The 16,739-nt window shown below is 66.7% G+C and carries 12 protein-coding genes and 1 tRNA gene; 7 read left to right on the top strand and 6 right to left on the bottom strand.

All coding sequences use genetic code 11. The features are described from left to right. Window positions 1-297: 297 nt before the first annotated feature. The 4 genes from QX041_RS14080 to QX041_RS14065 form a co-directional block, all read right to left on the bottom strand. Window positions 298-1,410: a CaiB/BaiF CoA-transferase family protein gene (locus tag QX041_RS14080; RefSeq protein ID WP_316165697.1), complete on the bottom strand. Its 1,113-nt coding sequence runs from the start codon at window positions 1,408-1,410 to the stop codon at window positions 298-300. Between the two features lie 283 nt (window positions 1,411-1,693). Next, window positions 1,694-2,494: a xanthine dehydrogenase family protein subunit M gene (locus QX041_RS14075; RefSeq protein ID WP_316165695.1), complete on the bottom strand. Its 801-nt coding sequence runs from the start codon at window positions 2,492-2,494 to the stop codon at window positions 1,694-1,696. Between the two features lie 18 nt (window positions 2,495-2,512). Then, window positions 2,513-4,858: a xanthine dehydrogenase family protein molybdopterin-binding subunit gene (locus QX041_RS14070; protein ID WP_316165694.1), complete on the bottom strand. Its 2,346-nt coding sequence runs from the start codon at window positions 4,856-4,858 to the stop codon at window positions 2,513-2,515. A 99-nt stretch (window positions 4,859-4,957) separates the two neighbouring features. Beyond that, window positions 4,958-5,443 (bottom strand): (2Fe-2S)-binding protein, encoded by a 486-nt coding sequence (locus QX041_RS14065; protein ID WP_316165693.1) that lies wholly within the window; start codon window positions 5,441-5,443, stop codon window positions 4,958-4,960. 297 nt (window positions 5,444-5,740) lie between these two features. On the opposite strand from QX041_RS14065, the gene QX041_RS14060 reads away from it, so the two are divergent. From QX041_RS14060 to QX041_RS14045, 4 genes are all read left to right on the top strand, one after another. Next, entirely contained in the window at window positions 5,741-7,777 is a 2,037-nt protein-coding gene (locus QX041_RS14060; protein ID WP_316165692.1) for a HAMP domain-containing methyl-accepting chemotaxis protein, read from the top strand. 400 nt (window positions 7,778-8,177) lie between these two features. Further along, entirely contained in the window at window positions 8,178-9,692 is a 1,515-nt protein-coding gene (locus QX041_RS14055) for an MFS transporter (protein ID WP_316165691.1), read from the top strand. Then, the gene (gene otsB, locus QX041_RS14050) at window positions 9,693-10,514 is read left to right on the top strand and encodes a trehalose-phosphatase (protein ID WP_316165690.1); all 822 of its coding nucleotides are present in this window, start codon (window positions 9,693-9,695) and stop codon (window positions 10,512-10,514) included. A 216-nt stretch (window positions 10,515-10,730) separates the two neighbouring features. After that, window positions 10,731-12,191, top strand: coding sequence for a trehalose-6-phosphate synthase (locus tag QX041_RS14045; protein WP_316165688.1), 1,461 nt, complete (start codon window positions 10,731-10,733; stop codon window positions 12,189-12,191). Between the two features lie 38 nt (window positions 12,192-12,229). Here QX041_RS14045 and QX041_RS14040 read toward each other — a convergent pair whose 3' ends face one another. Next, on the bottom strand, window positions 12,230-12,574 hold the full coding sequence (locus QX041_RS14040) for a hypothetical protein (protein ID WP_315717023.1): 345 nt from the start codon (window positions 12,572-12,574) through the stop codon (window positions 12,230-12,232). A 221-nt stretch (window positions 12,575-12,795) separates the two neighbouring features. Between QX041_RS14040 and QX041_RS14035 the strand changes: the two genes are divergently transcribed. After that, window positions 12,796-12,885: transfer RNA gene (locus QX041_RS14035), tRNA-Ser, on the top strand. 56 nt (window positions 12,886-12,941) lie between these two features. Here the strand turns inward: QX041_RS14035 and QX041_RS14030 are convergent. Further along, window positions 12,942-13,841, bottom strand: coding sequence for a helix-turn-helix domain-containing protein (locus QX041_RS14030; protein WP_316165821.1), 900 nt, complete (start codon window positions 13,839-13,841; stop codon window positions 12,942-12,944). A gap of 184 nt (window positions 13,842-14,025) precedes the next feature. Between QX041_RS14030 and QX041_RS14025 the strand changes: the two genes are divergently transcribed. Continuing rightward, on the top strand, window positions 14,026-14,958 hold the full coding sequence (locus QX041_RS14025) for an alpha/beta hydrolase (protein WP_316165687.1): 933 nt from the start codon (window positions 14,026-14,028) through the stop codon (window positions 14,956-14,958). 410 nt (window positions 14,959-15,368) lie between these two features. Further along, the gene (locus QX041_RS14020; protein ID WP_316165685.1) at window positions 15,369-16,574 is read left to right on the top strand and encodes an MFS transporter; all 1,206 of its coding nucleotides are present in this window, start codon (window positions 15,369-15,371) and stop codon (window positions 16,572-16,574) included. Window positions 16,575-16,739: the final 165 nt, after the last annotated feature.

The raw sequence follows: 16,739 nt of genomic DNA, 5'->3' as shown, positions 1-16,739 counted from the left end.
GCTTGGCTTCGCTGGCAATGACGGCGTGATTGGAGGCAGGATTGTCGCCAAACTCTCAACTGTCGTTCCGGGCAAGCCCGACGGCGCGTAAGCGGCGTTGGGCACCGACTCGGGACCCATACCGCAGGGTGCGTCGATGAGGCACGGCGACAGATAATCGTCGTCTCAGCACGGCCTGTGGTTATGGGTCCCCGCGTTCGCGGGGACGACACTGAGATTGAGGCGACGGCGTAGCCAACTCATTGACCTCGGAACAGTCGAGCAGCGCTCGATCGGCGCTGCTGCAGCGATCGAGCTTTACCGCCCCGCCTGCCACGCACTCACCACAGCCCTGATCTCCGTCACCTCCGGCTCGCGGATATTCGACGGCGTCCGCGAGAACCTTGGCGCCGGCGCGGGCTGCGTCACGCCGTGCCGCTCGACGAACACGCCACGCGCGGCCATGTGCGCATGCTTCGGCGCCTCCGACATCGTCAGCACCGGTGCGAAGCAGATGTCGGTGCCCTCCATGATTGCGCACCATTCCTCGCGCGTCTTGCTCTTGAACACCGCGACCAGCTTCTCCTTCAACGCCGGCCAGGCGCGCGGATCCATCTGCGCATCGAAGGCGGGATCGGAGAGGTCGGCATGCTGCCGCAGCAGCGCGTAGAACTGCGGCTCGATCGAGCCGATGGAGATGAAGTTGCCACAGGCGCATTCGTAGACGCCGTAGAAGTGCGCGCCGCCGTCGAGGAAGTTGCGCTCGCGCCCCTCGGTCCAGCGGCCCATCGCGGTGAGGTCGAAGAACATCGCGAGCAGCGAGGCCGCGCCGTCGCACATCGCGGTATCCACCACCTGCCCCTTACCGGACTTCGAGGCTTCGAGCAGTGCGGCAAGCACGCCGACGACCAGATAGAGCGCACCGCCGCCGAAATCCCCGACCAGGTTGAGCGGCGGCACCGGCCGCTCCCTGGGTCCGATCGCGGCCAGCGCGCCGGTAATCGAGATGTAGTTGATGTCGTGACCGGCCGCATGCGCCAGCGGTCCGTCCTGGCCCCAGCCGGTCATGCGGCCGTAGACGAGCCTCGGATTACGCGCGAGCACGACCTCGGGGCCGAGGCCCAACCGCTCCATCACGCCGGGCCGGAAACCCTCGATCAGCGCGTCGGCACCGGCGAGCAGATCGAGCACCTGGGGGATGACCCCCTTGTCCTTGAGATCCAGCTCGATCACCTTGCGGCCGCGGCCGGCGACCGACTTCATGGTCTTGCGCGCACCGACGCGATCGAGCGTCACCACCTCCGCGCCCATGTCGGCCAGCAGCATACAGGCGAACGGACCCGGTCCAATGCCGGCGAACTCGACGATGCGGAAGCCCGCGAGCGGTCCGGTGGCGCGGATCTCGGTCTGTGGTGCGGTCTTGTCGAGCACGTTTGTCTTGTCCCTGCGGTGCTTCGGCGCGTGATGAGGTCGATCGGACAAAGATGGTCGCCGTGACCTTCACCCTCCGCCTCCAGGGGAGGGTGGGTGTGCTTGGCTGCTGTCCGCATCAATCAAACATCATCACGCGCGATGCGTTTCCTGATCCTTTGATTGTCCCGCGTGCATCAGGCCAACGCAAGCGCGCTGTATGCCGCAAAGCAAAACGGCGCGCATCGCTGCGCGCCGCATGGAATTTGTCGTGCCGTTGCGCGGAATGATCCGCGTCGTGAGGTCAGCCCGCGGCTTGCACCGCGCGCTGCGCCATCACCTTCACCAGATTGGCACGGTAATCGGCGGAGCCGTGGATGTCGCTCAAGAGGCCTGACGCCGACACCGTGACCCCGTCGATCGCCGAGGCCGACCAGTTCGACTTCAGCGCCGCCTCGATCGCCGGCACGCGCATCACGCCGCTCTGCGAAGCGCCGGTGGCCGCAACGCGGACGTCGCCGCCCTTCGTCTTTGTGACGAACACGCCAGTGAGCGCGAAACGCGACGCCGGGTGGCGCATCTTGGCGTAGCCGGCCTTTTCCGGCACCGGGAACGACACCTGGGTGATGATCTCGCCGTCCTCCAGCGCCGTCGTGAACAGGCCCTTGAAGAAATCATCCGCCGAGATCGACCGCTTGTTCGTCTTCACGGTGGCGCCGAGCGAGATCAGCGCCGCCGGGAAATCCGCCGCCGGATCGTTGTTCGCGATCGAGCCGCCAATCGTGCCGCGGGCGCGCACCGCGGGATCGCCGAGCACCGAGGTGAGATGGGCGATCGCGGGGATCGCCTTCTTCACATCGGCATTGGTCATGATGTCGTAGTAGGTCGTCGCGGCCTTGATGACGAGCGTGTCGCCCGACAACTGCACCCCGATCAGGTCCTTGATCTTGCCGATGTCGATGACATCGGACGGAGCAGCAAGGCGCTGCTTCATCACCGGGATCAAGGTGTGACCGCCGGCAAGGAACTTGGCTTCGCTGCCCTTGGCGAACAGCGCCGCCGCCTCGTCGACCGAGGAGGCACGATGATAAGTCGTCTGATACATGGTTGCTCCTCCGTTCGATCAGGCGTTGCCGTGGATCGCGTGCCAGACGCGGTCCGGCGTCGCCGGCATTTCCAGCTTGTTGTTGCCGATCGCATCCGTGATCGCGTTGATCACGGCGGCGGATGCGCCGATCGCGCCGGCCTCGCCGCAGCCCTTCACGCCGAGCGGATTACCCGGGCACAGGGTCGTGGTGTGGCTCAGCTTGAAGGACGGCACGTCGTCGGCACGCGGCATCGCGTAGTCCATGAACGATGCCGTCACCGGCTGGCCGTTGCTGTCGTAGATCGCGTGCTCGAGCAGTGCCTGGCCGATGCCCTGGACCAGACCGCCATGAACCTGGCCCTCGACGATCATCGGATTGATCAGCCGGCCGAAATCGTCCGCCGCGACGAAGTTGACGAACGACGTCTTGCCGGTGGCCTCGTCGACCTCGAGCTCGCAGATATAGGTGCCGGCGGGGAAGGTGAAGTTGGTCGGATCGTAGAAAGCAGTCTCCTTCAATCCGGGCTCCATCCCGTCCGGCAGGTTGTGCGCGGTGTAGGCAGCGAGCGCAACCATCGGCAGCGCGATCGACTTGTCAGTGCCGGTCACCTTGAACTCGCCGTTTTCGATGACGATGTCGCCTTCCGAGGCCTCCAGCGCGTGGGCTGCGATCTTCTTGGCCTTGGCCTCGACCTTCTCCATCGCCTTGAGGATCGCGGTGAGGCCGACTGCGGCCGAGCGCGAGCCGTAGGTGCCCATGCCGAACTGCACCTTGTCGGTGTCGCCATGAACGATCGAGACTTGGCTGATCGGCACGCCCAGGCGCTCGGCGATCAGCTGGCAGAAGGTGGTCTCGTGGCCCTGGCCGTGGCTGTGTGATCCGGTGAGCACCTCGATGGTGCCGACCGGGTTGACGCGGATCTCGGCCGATTCCCACAGACCGACGCCGGCGCCAAGGCTGCCGACTGCCTTTGACGGCGCGATGCCGCAGGCCTCGATGTAGCAGGAGAAGCCGAGACCGCGCAGCTTGCCCTGCGCCTTGGCGGCCGCCTTGCGCGCCGGGAAGCCGGCGTAGTCGATCGCCTTCAACGCCGCGTCGAGCGAGGCGTTGAAGTCGCCGGTGTCGTAGGCCATGATCACGGGGGTCTGGTGCGGGAACTGGGTGATGAAGTTCTTGCGCCGCAGCTCGGCCGGATCGACCTTGAGCTGACGCGCTGCGGTCTCCATCAGCCGCTCCAGCAGGTAGCTCGCCTCAGGGCGTCCGGCGCCACGATAGGCGTCGACCGGCGTGGTGTTGGTGTAGACGCCCATCACCTCGGCATAGATCGCCGGGATGTTGTACTGGCCCGACAGCAGGGTCGCGTACAGATAGGTCGGCACCGAGGACGAGAACAGCGACATGTAGGCGCCGAAATTGGCGTGGGTCTTGACCCGCAGCCCCAGGATCTTGTTGTCGGCATCGAGCGCCATCTCGGCCTTGGAGATGTGGTCGCGGCCGTGCGCGTCGGTCAGGAACGCCTCGGTGCGATCGCCGGTCCACTTCACCGGACGGCCGACCTTCTTGGAGGCCCACAGCGCCACCATCTCCTCGGGATAGATGAAGATCTTGGAGCCGAAGCCGCCGCCGACGTCGGGCGCGATGACGCGCAGCTTGTGTTCTGGTGCGATGTTGTAGAACGCCGACAGCACCAGGCGAGCGACGTGCGGGTTCTGCGACGTCGTATAGAGCGTGAAATGCTCCTCGGCCGCATCGTACTCGGCGATCGCCGCGCGCGGCTCCATCGCGTTCGGCGCCAGCCGGTTGTTGGTCAATTCCAGGGTGACGACGTTGGCGGCCTTGGCGAAGGCGGCGTTGACCGCCCCCTCGTCGCCAATATGCCAGTCATAGACGACGTTGCCGGGGGCCTCCGGGTGAAGCTGCGGCGCGCCGGGCTTCAGCGCGGAGGGCATGTCGGCGACCGCCGGCAGCTCCTCATATTCGACCACGACGGCCTCGGCGGCGTCACGGGCGAGGTTCTTGCTCTCGGCGATCACGACCGCCACGGCCTGGCCGACGAATCGCACGGTCTCCGGCGCCATCGCCGGCCATGCGCCCATCCTCATCGGCGAGCCGTCCTTCGAGGTGATGGCCCAGCCGCAGATCAGATTGCCGACCTTGTCGTCGACGATCTGCCTGCCCGTGAGCACCGCGACCACGCCGGGCATTGCCTCGGCGGCCGAGGAGTCGATGCTCTTGACCTTGGCGTGCGCGTGCGGGCTGCGGATGAAATGGGCAAAGGTCATGCCCAACAGCTTGACGTCGTCGACGTAACGGCCCTTGCCGGTGATGAAACGCTTGTCCTCCTTGCGGACGACGCTGGCGCCAATGCCTTCCATACCCATGCGAATCTCTCCCCTACCGGAGTTCTATTGTCCCGCCGCGGCCATCGCGCGCAGCGGTCGTGGTCTCGGTATTGCGGTAAACGGCGGCTCTCGCCGGTCTCATTCGGCAGCTTGCGCGACCTTCATCCGTCCGGCAGCGTCGAGCACGGCCTTGACGATGTTGTGATAGCCGGTGCAGCGGCAGATGTTGCCTTCCAGCTCCTCACGCACCGTGCTCTCGTCGAGCTCGCCTCCGTGGCGGTGCACAATGTCGATGGCCGACATGATCATCCCCGGCGTGCAATAGCCGCATTGCAGGCCATGATTGTCGCGGAAGGCCGCCTGCATCGGGTGCAGCTCGTCACCCTTGGCGATGCCTTCGATGGTGGTGACGTTGGCGCCGGCGGTCTGGCCGGCCAGCACGGTGCAGGATTTCACGGCACGGCCGTCGATATGGACGACGCAGGCGCCGCATTGGCTGGTGTCACAGCCGACATGGGTGCCGGTGAGGTTCAGATGATCCCGCAGGAGGTGAACGAGCAGGGTGCGATCCTCGGCCTCGACCGAGACCGCCTTGCCGTTCACCGTCAGTTTGACTGTCGACACGAGTAACCTCCCGATGAATTTTTCTTATTCTGATTAGAAACAGCGCCCTCAGGACTTTGCAACTCGAATTTTCGTCTCTGATGTCATTGCGACGTCTTGCGCGCGGCCTCGGCGATTCGGTCGCATGTGGCACGCCACGCGAGGCGGCGCCGGCGCGGGTGAAGCGCAGGCCGCAGGCCGAGGCCGCCCATTTACCGCCCCTTAGCCATTGTGACGTAGTTTTGATCACGCTCTGGTGCGTTGCTGCCGGGCGGTTGGTTTCTGGCCAATATAAAGAATGGCGTGTCGGGGGTGGGAATGTCTGCGCAGCTTGCGCCGCAGTCGCGGCGTGCCAATTTTCTGACCCTGCGATTTCGCGGCAAGATCTTCCTGGGCTTTGCCGTGGTGCTGGCCATATCCGCCGTCAGCATCGGCTTCTCCTATCTGGGGTTCGAGCGGGTCGCCGCGGCAGTGGCGGCCTATCGCAGCAGCGTTGCGGAAGCCGACACCACCCGCACCATCGATCGCGAGCTGGTCTCGTACCAGGCTCTCGCCCGTTACTATGCCCTGACCGGCAAAGCCGACGACGAGGCGGCGGCCACCGCTGCCCATCAGGCGCTCCAGGCCGCGATCGACAAATCGATGGCCGCGACCGGCGCCGAGCGGCGGGCGCAGGTCGGCAAGCTGCAGGCGCAGTTTCAGGCCTTCGCCAAGACATTCTCGAGCATCGTTGCCCTGACCCGCGAGAACGCGAAGCTGGCGACCGACCAGATCGGCATCATCGGCAACAAGATCCGGTTCAAGTTCGATGATCTGGCGGACACCGCCGCGCTCGCCGGCCTGCCGTCCGTGCAGACGACGGCCAAGGACCTCACCGGCCAGTACCTGACCGTGTCCGCGCTGGTCGGGACCTACATCGCCAAGCCCGATGCCAAGACGGCCGACGGCGCCATCGCGCGCACGCGCTTCCTGGAAACCTCGCTGGTGACGATCTATGCCAATGACGAGAAGATCACCCAGCGCGTCGCCGAGCTCGGCGACCTGATCAAGCAGTACCGCGCCGCCTTCATCAAGCTGTCGGAGAACATGAAAGCGCTCGGCAAGCTCGAACAGGAGATGGGCGTCGTCGGGACCGAGATCATCGCGCTGTCGAACGGGCTGAAATCCGACGTCGCGTCCGACCAGCAGCGCATCGAGGCCGCCGCCAACACCACCATCGCGGACATCGAGCGGCTGATCGCGATGCTGGCGATCGGCGGGCTGACGCTCGGCGCCGTGCTGGCGCTGATGCTCGGCAACGGCATTTCCAGGCCGATGATCACGATGTGCAAGGCGATGCGCGAGCTCGCCTCGGGCAATTTCGACGTCCGGCTGCCCGGCCTCGGGCGCGCCGATGAGATCGGCGAGATGGCGGCCGCCGTCGAGGAGTTCAAGGTCCAGGCGGTGGCCAAGGCCGAGCGCGACGCCGCGACGCAGGACGCCCAGAACAAGGCTGCGGGCGCCGCGCGCCGGGCCGAGCTCATCCGCTTCGCCGACGAGTTCGAGACCGCCGTCGGCTCGATCGTGTCCAACGTCTCGAGCTCGGCCGAGCACCTCGAGCAGGCGGCTTCGACCCTGACGCGCACCGCCGAGACCACGCAGTCGCTGGCGAGCCGCGTGAGCGGCACCTCCGACCAGGCCACCGGCCGCATCCACTCGGTCGCGAGCGCGACCGACGAGCTGTCGGCCTCGGTCGACGAGATCGGCCGCCAGGTCCGCGAGTCCAGCCGCATCGCGGAATCCGCCGTGGCCCAGGCCGAGGAGACCGACGGGCGCATCGGCAAGCTGTCGCGCGCGGCGCAGGAGATCGGCGACGTCGTCAAGCTGATCACCGCGATCGCCGAGCAGACCAACCTGCTCGCGCTGAACGCCACCATCGAGGCGGCACGCGCCGGCGATGCCGGCCGCGGCTTCGCGGTGGTGGCTTCCGAGGTCAAGTCGCTGGCGGAGCAGACCGCCAAGGCGACCGACGACATCTCCAACCACATCTCCGGCATGCAGGCAGCGACCCAGGAGTCGGTGACCGCGATCAAGCAGATCGGCGGCACGATCCGTCAGATCTCGACCATCGCCTCGTCGATCGCGACCGCGGTCGAGCAGCAGGGCGGCGCGACCCAGGAGATCGCCAGGAACGTGCAGAGCGTCGCGGCAGGCACGCAGGCCGCCGCCGCCGATATCACCCAGGTCAATCGCGGCGCGACCCAGACCGGCGAGGCCTCGGAGGAGGTGCTGCGCTCGGCCCAGTCGCTGTCCTCGGAAAGCGCCCGCCTGCGCGCGGAGCTCAACCGCTTCATGGCGAACATCCGCGCGGCGTGAGTCTTGCGGCGACCGGCTGGTCTTCACGCCGCTCGCAAATGCGCTGGCGAGCCCACGGCCAAACCCTCCGCTGTCATCCCGGCGAACGCCGGGATCCATACGCCGCGGCCGATATGTGGCGGGCGATATCGATCGCGTGCCCCAATCTTGCATCACGCGGTATGCCAGGTCGCGCTCGCTCCGCCCGCTTGCCCGGGACGACACCTGAAATGAGGCGCGCCTGGGCCTCACTCAGGAAACGCTGCGCCCCCGGGCGGGTCGAGCGCCGAACCCCGCCCCACTTCCGGGAACCCGGCGCGCGGCGAGACGTTGGGTCGCAGCGGCAGGGTTTCATTGCCGCATTTGCTTCATCCTCTCGGTCGAGCATGCGGTGCGACCCGCGCCGTCGCATTGGGATTCCATGGCACCCCGACAGGCATCCTTTCCGCACCTCCGCGTCGTCACGTCAGCGCCGCAATCCGGCGCGCCGCCGGGCGACACGGCTGGCCAGGATCGAATCATCGAAACCAATATCCCCGCCCGGCTCGACGACCTCCGCTGGAGCGCCTTTCACACCCGCGTCGTGCTGGCGCTCGGCATCACCTGGGTGCTCGATGGGCTCGAGGTGACGCTCGCCGGCGCCTTGTCGGGCGCACTCAAGCAGAGCCCGGCGCTGCATTTCTCCAATCTCGAGATCGGGCTTGCCAACAGCGCCTATCTCGCCGGCGCCGTGCTCGGCGCGCTCGGCTTCGGCTGGCTGACCGACCGCATCGGCCGCCGGAAGCTGTTCTTCATCACGCTCGCGCTCTATCTGTCCGCGACGGCCGCCACCGCCTTGTCGTGGAATGTCGCGACCTACGCGCTGTTTCGCTTCCTGACCGGCGCCGGCATCGGCGGCGAGTATACCGCGATCAATTCGACGATCCAGGAGCTGGTGCCGGCGCGCTATCGCGGCTGGACCGATCTCATGATCAACGGCAGCTTCTGGCTGGGGGCCGCGCTCGGCGCCGTCGGCGCCATCGTGCTGCTTGATCCTGATGTCGCCGGCCCGGATGTCGGCTGGCGGCTGGCCTACGGCATCGGCGCCTGTCTCGGCCTGGTCGTGCTGGTCATGCGGATGTGGATTCCGGAGAGTCCGCGCTGGCTGATGATTCACGGCCATCCCGAAGAGGCGCATCGGATCGTGGCGGAGATCGAACGCGGCGTCACCGGCCACGACCGCGAGGCGCGCGCTAAGGAATTGCCGAGGATGCGGCTGCGGATGCGTAGCCACACGCCGTTACGAGAGGTCGCGCATACGCTGTTCTCGGTCTATCGTCAGCGCTCACTGGTCGGGCTGACGCTGATGATCGCCCAAGCGTTCTTCTACAACGCGATCTTCTTCACCTTCGCGCTGGTGCTGACCGACTTCTACGGCATCAAGTCCGATCATGTCGGCTGGTACATCCTGCCCTTCGCGGCCGGCAACGTGCTCGGACCGCTGCTGCTCGGCCGTCTGTTCGACACGCTCGGCCGCCGCGCCATGATCACCTTCACCTATGGCGTCTCCGGCGTGCTGCTCGCGCTCACCGGCTATCTGTTCTCGATCGGAGTGCTGAGCGCCGCGACGCAGACCGCGGCCTGGATGGTGATCTTCTTCTTCGCGTCACCGGCGGCGAGCGCCGCCTATCTCACCGTGTCGGAAAATTTTCCGCTGGAAGTGCGCGCGCTCGCGATCGCGCTGTTCTACGCCATCGGCACCGGGATCGGCGGCGTGGCGGGACCCGCGCTGTTCGGCGCGCTGCTCGACAGCGGGGCGCGCGGCGCGGTGTTCGGCGGCTATCTGTTCGGTGCCGCGCTGATGCTGATGGCGGCGCTCGTCGCCTGGCGCTATGCCATTGCGGCCGAGCGCAAATCGCTCGAGCAGGTGGCGCGCCCGCTCGCTGTCATGGAGTAGATGATGATGTCCGACAACTCCGATCTGATCGGTTCTCCTGCGGCGGAGCCCGCCGAGATCGTTCCGACGCCGGTGAGTCTCGTGCCGCATCTTCGCGAGGTGGCGATCCTGCTCGATATCGACGGCACCCTGCTCGATCTCGCGCCGACACCGCGCGAGGTGTGGGTCCCGCCGGGGCTTGCCGAGGCACTGAACGCGTTGCTGCAACGAACCTCCGGCGCGCTGGCGCTGGTCTCGGGCCGCTCACTCAACGACATCGATCTCATCTTCGCGCCGGAGGTCTACCCCGCCGTCGGCGGTCATGGCGCGGAGATGCGGCTCGGCGGCGGCAGTGAGGCGGATGCGATCAAGGCGCCGCCGCTGGACAGGGAGCTGAAGCGCAGGCTCGCTGCGATCGCCAAGCTCAGCCCCGGCATTCTGCTCGAGGACAAGGGGTACTCGCTGGCGCTGCATTATCGCCTCGCGCCGCAGGCGGAGAAGGCGATCTACGAGGAGGTGTCGCGCATCCGCGCCGAGTTGCCGGAGGCGCCGATCGAGGTGCTGCCCGGAAAATGTGTGTGCGAGATCAAGCATGCCGGCTTCACCAAGGCGAGCGGTGTGCGCGAGCTGATGCGGCACGCGCCCTTCAAGGGACGCAAGCCGTTCTTCATCGGCGACGACGTCACCGACGAGACGGTGTTCGCGATCATGCCGGATTTCGCCGGCCTGTCGTTCTCGGTCGGCCGTCGGGCGCTCGGTGTCGACGGACATTTCGACGCTCCGGACGACGTGCGCGCGTTCCTGGCGCGCCTCGCCGACGGCGGAACTAATTCATCGACCTAGCGGTCCGCGCAGTGGCTCGGTATCGCCGCGTTATTAGTTCCATCCGCCATGCATTCGCATGTTGCATGCGTCGCTCTTGATTAGAAACGTTCTGACTTGATTGACGCTGTGATTACACCGCGCGAATGCCCGAATTTGGTTTCATTTGGTTGAAAGGGTGGCCTGGAACCATATTGATGAACAGCTGTTAACCGACATGACCAACAGGAGGGAGCTGTGAACCTCGTCGTGGTTTCGAATCGGGTGGCACGTGGCAAAGCCAACGAGCCAATGACCGGCGGACTTGCGGCAGCATTGCTGCCCATCGTGGAGAAATCGGGGGCAGTTTGGGTGGGATCTTCGGGACGTGTGCGCGACGGCGCGCAGACGGAACCGATCGCGGAGATCGAGCAGATCGGTGAAGGCGCGCTCGCGCTGCTGGATCTGCCGGCTGCGCACTATGCCGGCTACTACGAAGGCTTCGCCAATTCGGCGCTGTGGCCGGCGCTGCATTCACGCAGCGATCTGATCAGCGTCTCGCATGATGATTATCGGTCCTATCGCGAGGTCAACGCCTTCGTGGCGCGCGCGCTGCTCCGGTTCCAGAAGCAGGACACCTTGTTCTGGATCCAGGACTATCACTTCCTGTCGCTCGGCGCGGAGTTGCGCACGCTCGGTGTCAAGAGCCCGATCGGTTTCTTCCTGCACACGCCGTGGCCCGCCCGCAGCGTCATCGACAGCGTGCCGAATCACCGCGATCTCGTCACCGCGATGCTCGCCTATGATCTAATCGGCTTCCAGACCGAGGACGATCGCGAGAACTTCACCGCCTGCATCCGCGCCGATCTCGGCTTGCAGGTGCGTGACGGCGTGGTCAGGTCGCTGCACGGCCGCACACGTCTGGCGGTGTTCCCGATCGGCATCGATGCCGACAAGTTTGCGCAGCAGGCGGCGAAGGCGGTGGCGCATCCGGACGTGTCGCGGCTGCGCCGCAGCCTGAATGGCGAGAAGCTCGCCATCGGCGTCGACCGGCTCGACTACTCCAAGGGCCTCGTCAACCGCATCAACGCGTTCGACCGGATGTGGACGATGCACCCGAGCCTGCTGCGCGCCGCGTCGCTGCTGCAGATCGCAACGCCGTCGCGCGAATCGATCGAGGCCTATGGCAATCTGCAGAGCGAGGTCGCGCGCCTCGTCAGCGAGGTCAATGGCCGCCATGGCGAGGTCGACTGGACGCCGATCCGCTACCTCAACAAGGGCTATGGTCAGGGCGTGCTGGCCGGCCTCTATCGCAGCGCCCAGGTCGGCGTCGTCACGCCGCTGCACGACGGCATGAACCTGGTGGCGAAGGAGTATGTCGCCGCGCAGAGCCCGGTCGATCCCGGCGTGCTGGTGTTGTCGAAATTCGCCGGCGCCGCCAACGAGCTCGACGCGGCGCTGATCGTCAATCCGCATGACATCGACGGCATGGCGCGGACGATCGCGATGGCGCTGTCGATGCCGCTCAACGAGCGCCGCATGCGCTATGAGATCATGATGACGAAGCTGCGCCGCCATTCGATCCAGCAATGGTTTGCCGACTTCGTCGAGACCCTGCAGGACGGTGACTCGGCCGAGGTCGAGATCGAGCCTCTGCCTGCAGCGCCGGCGGGTTTTCTGGCCGGCCGCATGCTGTCGCCCGGCGCGCGCTATCACTGAACCGGGCGTTACACCTCGCCGCCGCGCGGCGGCGAGGCTCAATGGCAGTAGGAGACGCCGTCGAGCACGGCGCAGCGCAGCTTGTTTGGCGAACTCGGATTGTCCATCGGCACCATCCCGTTGCCCTGTCCGACGAACACGCCGGGTCCCACCACCACCGATGCCTTGTTGCCGACGATGACGGACGGGTGCGGCTTCAGGCTGGACTTGGTCCCGTCCGGCCACAGGATCGCATCGCCCTGCCAGATCCCCTTGCGGCCGTCGTCGCAGGTCACGTCGACGCCCTGCTTGGTGCATTGATCGGCGCGCGCCGGGCCGGCGGCAGTCAGGCTGAATGCTGCCGCCAGCAGCACGGCGAGACGGGCAGGGGTGGATGACGGCATCGCGAGGTCCCTCATGCGCAGCCGGACCGACGGGCTGCAAATCAGTGGTCGTGCCGGCCGGCCAGCCGGTTCATCGATCGGCCGGCGCGCGGCAGCGGCCCCCGACCGAGCCCGCAACCAGGGCGGATTGATGATTTTTATCAGCGATTTGGGGGAAATTTGCCGCCGGAGCCCCCGCCCGGCTTGCAAAACGCCGCCGACCCCGCCAAGAGAGGGCCGCTGGAGAGATGGCCGAGTGGCTTAAGGCGCACGCTTGGAAAGCGTGTGTGCGGGAAACCGTACCGTGGGTTCGAATCCCACTCTCTCCGCCAGTCACCCATCCCAGCCATTCCATTCAGTTGCGAGAAGATGAAATCGCTGCGGGCCGTCAGCCCTCCGGCCTCTTCCGCACGAGCGTGCGCGGGGGCACGCCATATCGACGGCGGAAGAGGCGGCTAAAATGCGAGGGGTCGTTGAAGCCCCAGCGCAGGGCGATGTCGGTGATGCTCTCGGTTCGGCGCGCGGCTTGGAGGTCGCGGCGGCAGCGGTTGAGGCGGCGCTGGCGGATGCATTCCGAGGGCGTGGTGCCGTGCTCGGCGAACAACAATTGTACGGAGCGGACGGATAGTCCGAAGTGGGCGGCGATCTCGGCGCTGTCGAGATCGGGGTCGTGCAGCTGTGCGTCGATGTAGCTCATGATGCGCGCGAGCCGCGCGGATGAGCGGCGCGGTGCAGCGTCGCGGCGCACGAGGCGCGCAGCCCTGGCGACGATCTCGAGCCCGGTATCGACGGCGGCATGGGCCTCGCGGTCGTCCATCTCGGCCAGCGTGCCGGCGAAGCCCTCGAAGTAACCGGACACGGCGGCGCCGAAGCCGTGCCGGCCGGGCAGATGCAGGCGGCCGCGTCCGATCAGGTCGGGGTGAAAATTCCGGATCACGGCTTCAGGGCAGGCGATCATCATCTTGCGCAGCGGACTGAGCGTGGCGAAGGCGAGCGTCTCGCGCGTGTTCCAGACGATCACGTCGCCCGCTTCGAACAGCACCGTGCCCGTTGAGTCCTCGCCGCGCTCCCGGCCCTCGATCACGGTCATCACGACCACCAGACCGGCATCGGAAGCGCGGCGCATCCCGGCGCAGCCCTGTGCGACCTGCGCTTCGATCACGAGAGCATCGCCTAGCTGCCTCAACTGCTGACGGAGCGAGATGGCCTCGTGAATGGTCCAGCCGAGCAGTGGGTCGAGGGACGTCGTGGGCGCGGTCAGCGAGGCAAACCCTTGCACGTTCGGCATCTGCAACGCTTTCCCTCGGCCGCCCGGAGGCCCTCGCTTGCGGCGGCTGCGTCCGCCCGCGTTTCGCCGTCGTCCGGGTTCGCTTTCGCTGCCGTCCGGGACGTCGGTGCCGCGCTTGGACTAGAGCCTAGGCTGTGACCGCCGTGCAGACAAGGCGGAGAGACGAGAGCAAAGGGAGGTTGCAATGGTCGGTTCGGAACGGCGGGCTGGGTTCGAGAAGGTGGCCTTCAAGGCCGACGATGGTACGGTGCTGCGCGGCTGGCACGTGCCGCCGCAGGGGGACGCGCCGACAGCGCCCATCGTCGTGCTTCATCACGGCTTCAGCGGGCTCAAGGAAAGCTATCTCGACAAATATGCCGCCGCGTTCAGCGCAGCCGGTCTCGGCGCGCTGGTCTATGATCCCCGCAATTTTGGCGAGAGCGAAGGGCGCGTCCGGCAGGAGATCGACCCGATGCAGCAGCTGGCCGACTACCGCGATGCCATCACCTTCGCAATGACCCTGTCGCGCGTCGATCCCAGAAGGATCGGCGCTTGGGGCTCCAGTTATGGCGGCGGTGTCGCCATCCAGGCGGCGGCGATCGATCAGCGCATCCGCTGCGTGGCAGTGCAGGTCTCGTTCCTCAGCGGCGGCGCGATCTGGAGCCACATTCCGGCGGAGACGAAGGCGCAGCTGTCGCAGCTGTTCGTAGGCGAGCGATTGGCCCGTGCCGCGGGCGAGCCGCCGATGACCATGCAGGTTGTGGCGCAGGATCCGGCGACGACGCCGTGCATCCTGGGGACATCGGACGCCTACGACTGGTGCATGGAGGCGGCGAAGATCTCGCCGCTGTGGCGCAACGAGGTTACCGTGCGCAGCCTGGAGCTCACCTTCAGCTTCGAGCCGGTCGCCTTCTTGCATCGCATCGCGCCGCGGCCCCTGATGTTGATCGCGGCCGAGGGCGACATGCTGATGCCGATCGAGGCGTCGCGGGAGGCGTTCGCGCGCGCCGGCGAGCCAAAACAGTTTGTCAGTTTGCCCTGCGGGCATTTCGCGCCCTATGTCGAGCACTTCGAACGATCATCCTCGGCTGCGCGTGACTGGTTTCGATCACACCTCCTTCAGACGCGCGAAGCTTGAGCTCCGCCGGTGGGGCGATCGCATATGAGGCAACAAGCTGTGGCGAGCGCTCGTTTCGCGGCCATCCTTCGCGACGGCAGCCTAAGGCGGCCTCTCGGGATGAGGGTCTTTTTCGCGGCCAAATCTAAACCCTCATGGTGAGGAGCGCCGCTCTGCGGCGCGTTAGGCGATGCTCTTGCTTCGCCTTGAGACCCATGGGGGCTGACGATCGGCTGCTCCCGTGCGGCGCTGCTCATGCTGCTCCTGCTCGGGCCGGCGGCCGTGCGTGCAGTTGCCGGCACCTGGCACGAGCACCCCGCCGGCGGCGGGGCCGCAATTCCGAAACAGCGGGGCTGATTCGGCGCGAATGCTCTAGAATTAGGATTGCAACGCGCGCCGCGCGTCACCTCCGTGCAGTGCCCCCGTCCGAAATGCCCTCCGTCATCGCCGACCCCTCCCTCCTGCGCGTCCTGATCGTGCTCGCCATCACCCAGCTGATCGCCTGGGGCACGCTCAGCCTGCCGGCGGTGATCGGCCGGGCGATGGCGGCGGATCTGGAGATGGAGCTGACGGCGATCTTCGCCAGCACGACGGTGCTGTACATGTCGATGGGGCTGTGCTCGCCGCTGCTGGCGCGGCCGTTCGTCAAGCATGGCGGGCGGCGGGTGATGATCGCGGGCACTCTGCTGGCGGCGCCGGGCTACGCGCTGCTGTCTGCGGCGCAGGGGCCGCTCTCTTATTATGCCGCCTGGCTGCTGCTCGGCGTGGCCGGCAGCGCCACGCTCTCGACCGCCTCCTACATCGTGCTCAACGAGATCGCGGGCCTGCGCGCGCGCAGCGCCATCGGCGCGCTGATGCTGGTCACGGGCCTCTCGAGCAGCATCTTCTGGCCGGTCACCTCGGCCCTCTCCGCGCATATCGGCTCGCGCAGCACCTGTCTCGTCTATGCCGGCCTGCTGCTGCTGGTCTCGCTGCCGCTGTTCGTGTTCCTGCTGCCGCGGCGCGTCCATGATCATCTGCCGCCGTCATCGGATGCGCCGGCGTCGGCTCCCGCATCGACGCCGTCGCGCGGCACGTTCTATCTGCTGGTCGGCGCCTCCGGCCTCAACGCCTTCGTCGCGTTCGGGATGGGAGCCGTGCTGATCGAGCTCCTGAAGGCCAAAGGCCTGTCGGCGGCCGAGGCGGTCGGTTTCGGCTCGATGCTGGGGGTGATCCAGATCAGCGCCCGCGCCATCGATTTTCTCGGCGGCGGCCGCTGGGACGGCATCACCACCGCGATCGTCGCCGGACTGGCGCTGCCGGTGGCGATGCTGCTGCTGATGCTGAGCGACGGGTCGCACGCCGCGATCGGCGGCTTCATCCTGATCTACGGCCTTGGCAGCGGCGCGCTCGCCGTGGCGCGAGCCACGATGCCGCTGGTGTTCTACGACAAGGCGGCGTTCGCCAAGGCGTCCGCCCAGATCGGACTGCCGCTCAACCTGCTGTCGGCGGTGTCGGCGCCCATCCTCGTCGAGCTCTTGACCCGCTACGGCAGCAAAGCGCCGCTGGCGCTGAGCCTGGCCTGCTCGTGCGCGGCGGTGGTCATCCTGTTGCTGCTGCGGCAGCGCCGGCCGGCGCGCGCGGCGGTCTCTCCCTGAGGCGTTCGACCGAGTCGCCCGTCGGGCCGGACATGGGCTCCGCCGGGAGCGCCGCGACATGCCGCATTCCCCCTGCGCCGAAACACAAAGTTCATTCGCCGTCTCAACGACATCGGCGCAATCGCGCCCGCCTGCGCAAATTTTGTTCTTTCGTTTTATCGGAAT

It is taken from the genome of Bradyrhizobium sp. SZCCHNRI2009, assembly GCF_032485115.1.
In the GTDB taxonomy this organism is placed as follows: domain Bacteria; phylum Pseudomonadota; class Alphaproteobacteria; order Rhizobiales; family Xanthobacteraceae; genus Bradyrhizobium.
Note: the sequence above shows the minus strand (reverse complement) of the source record. Positions and strands in the feature narration are given on the sequence as shown.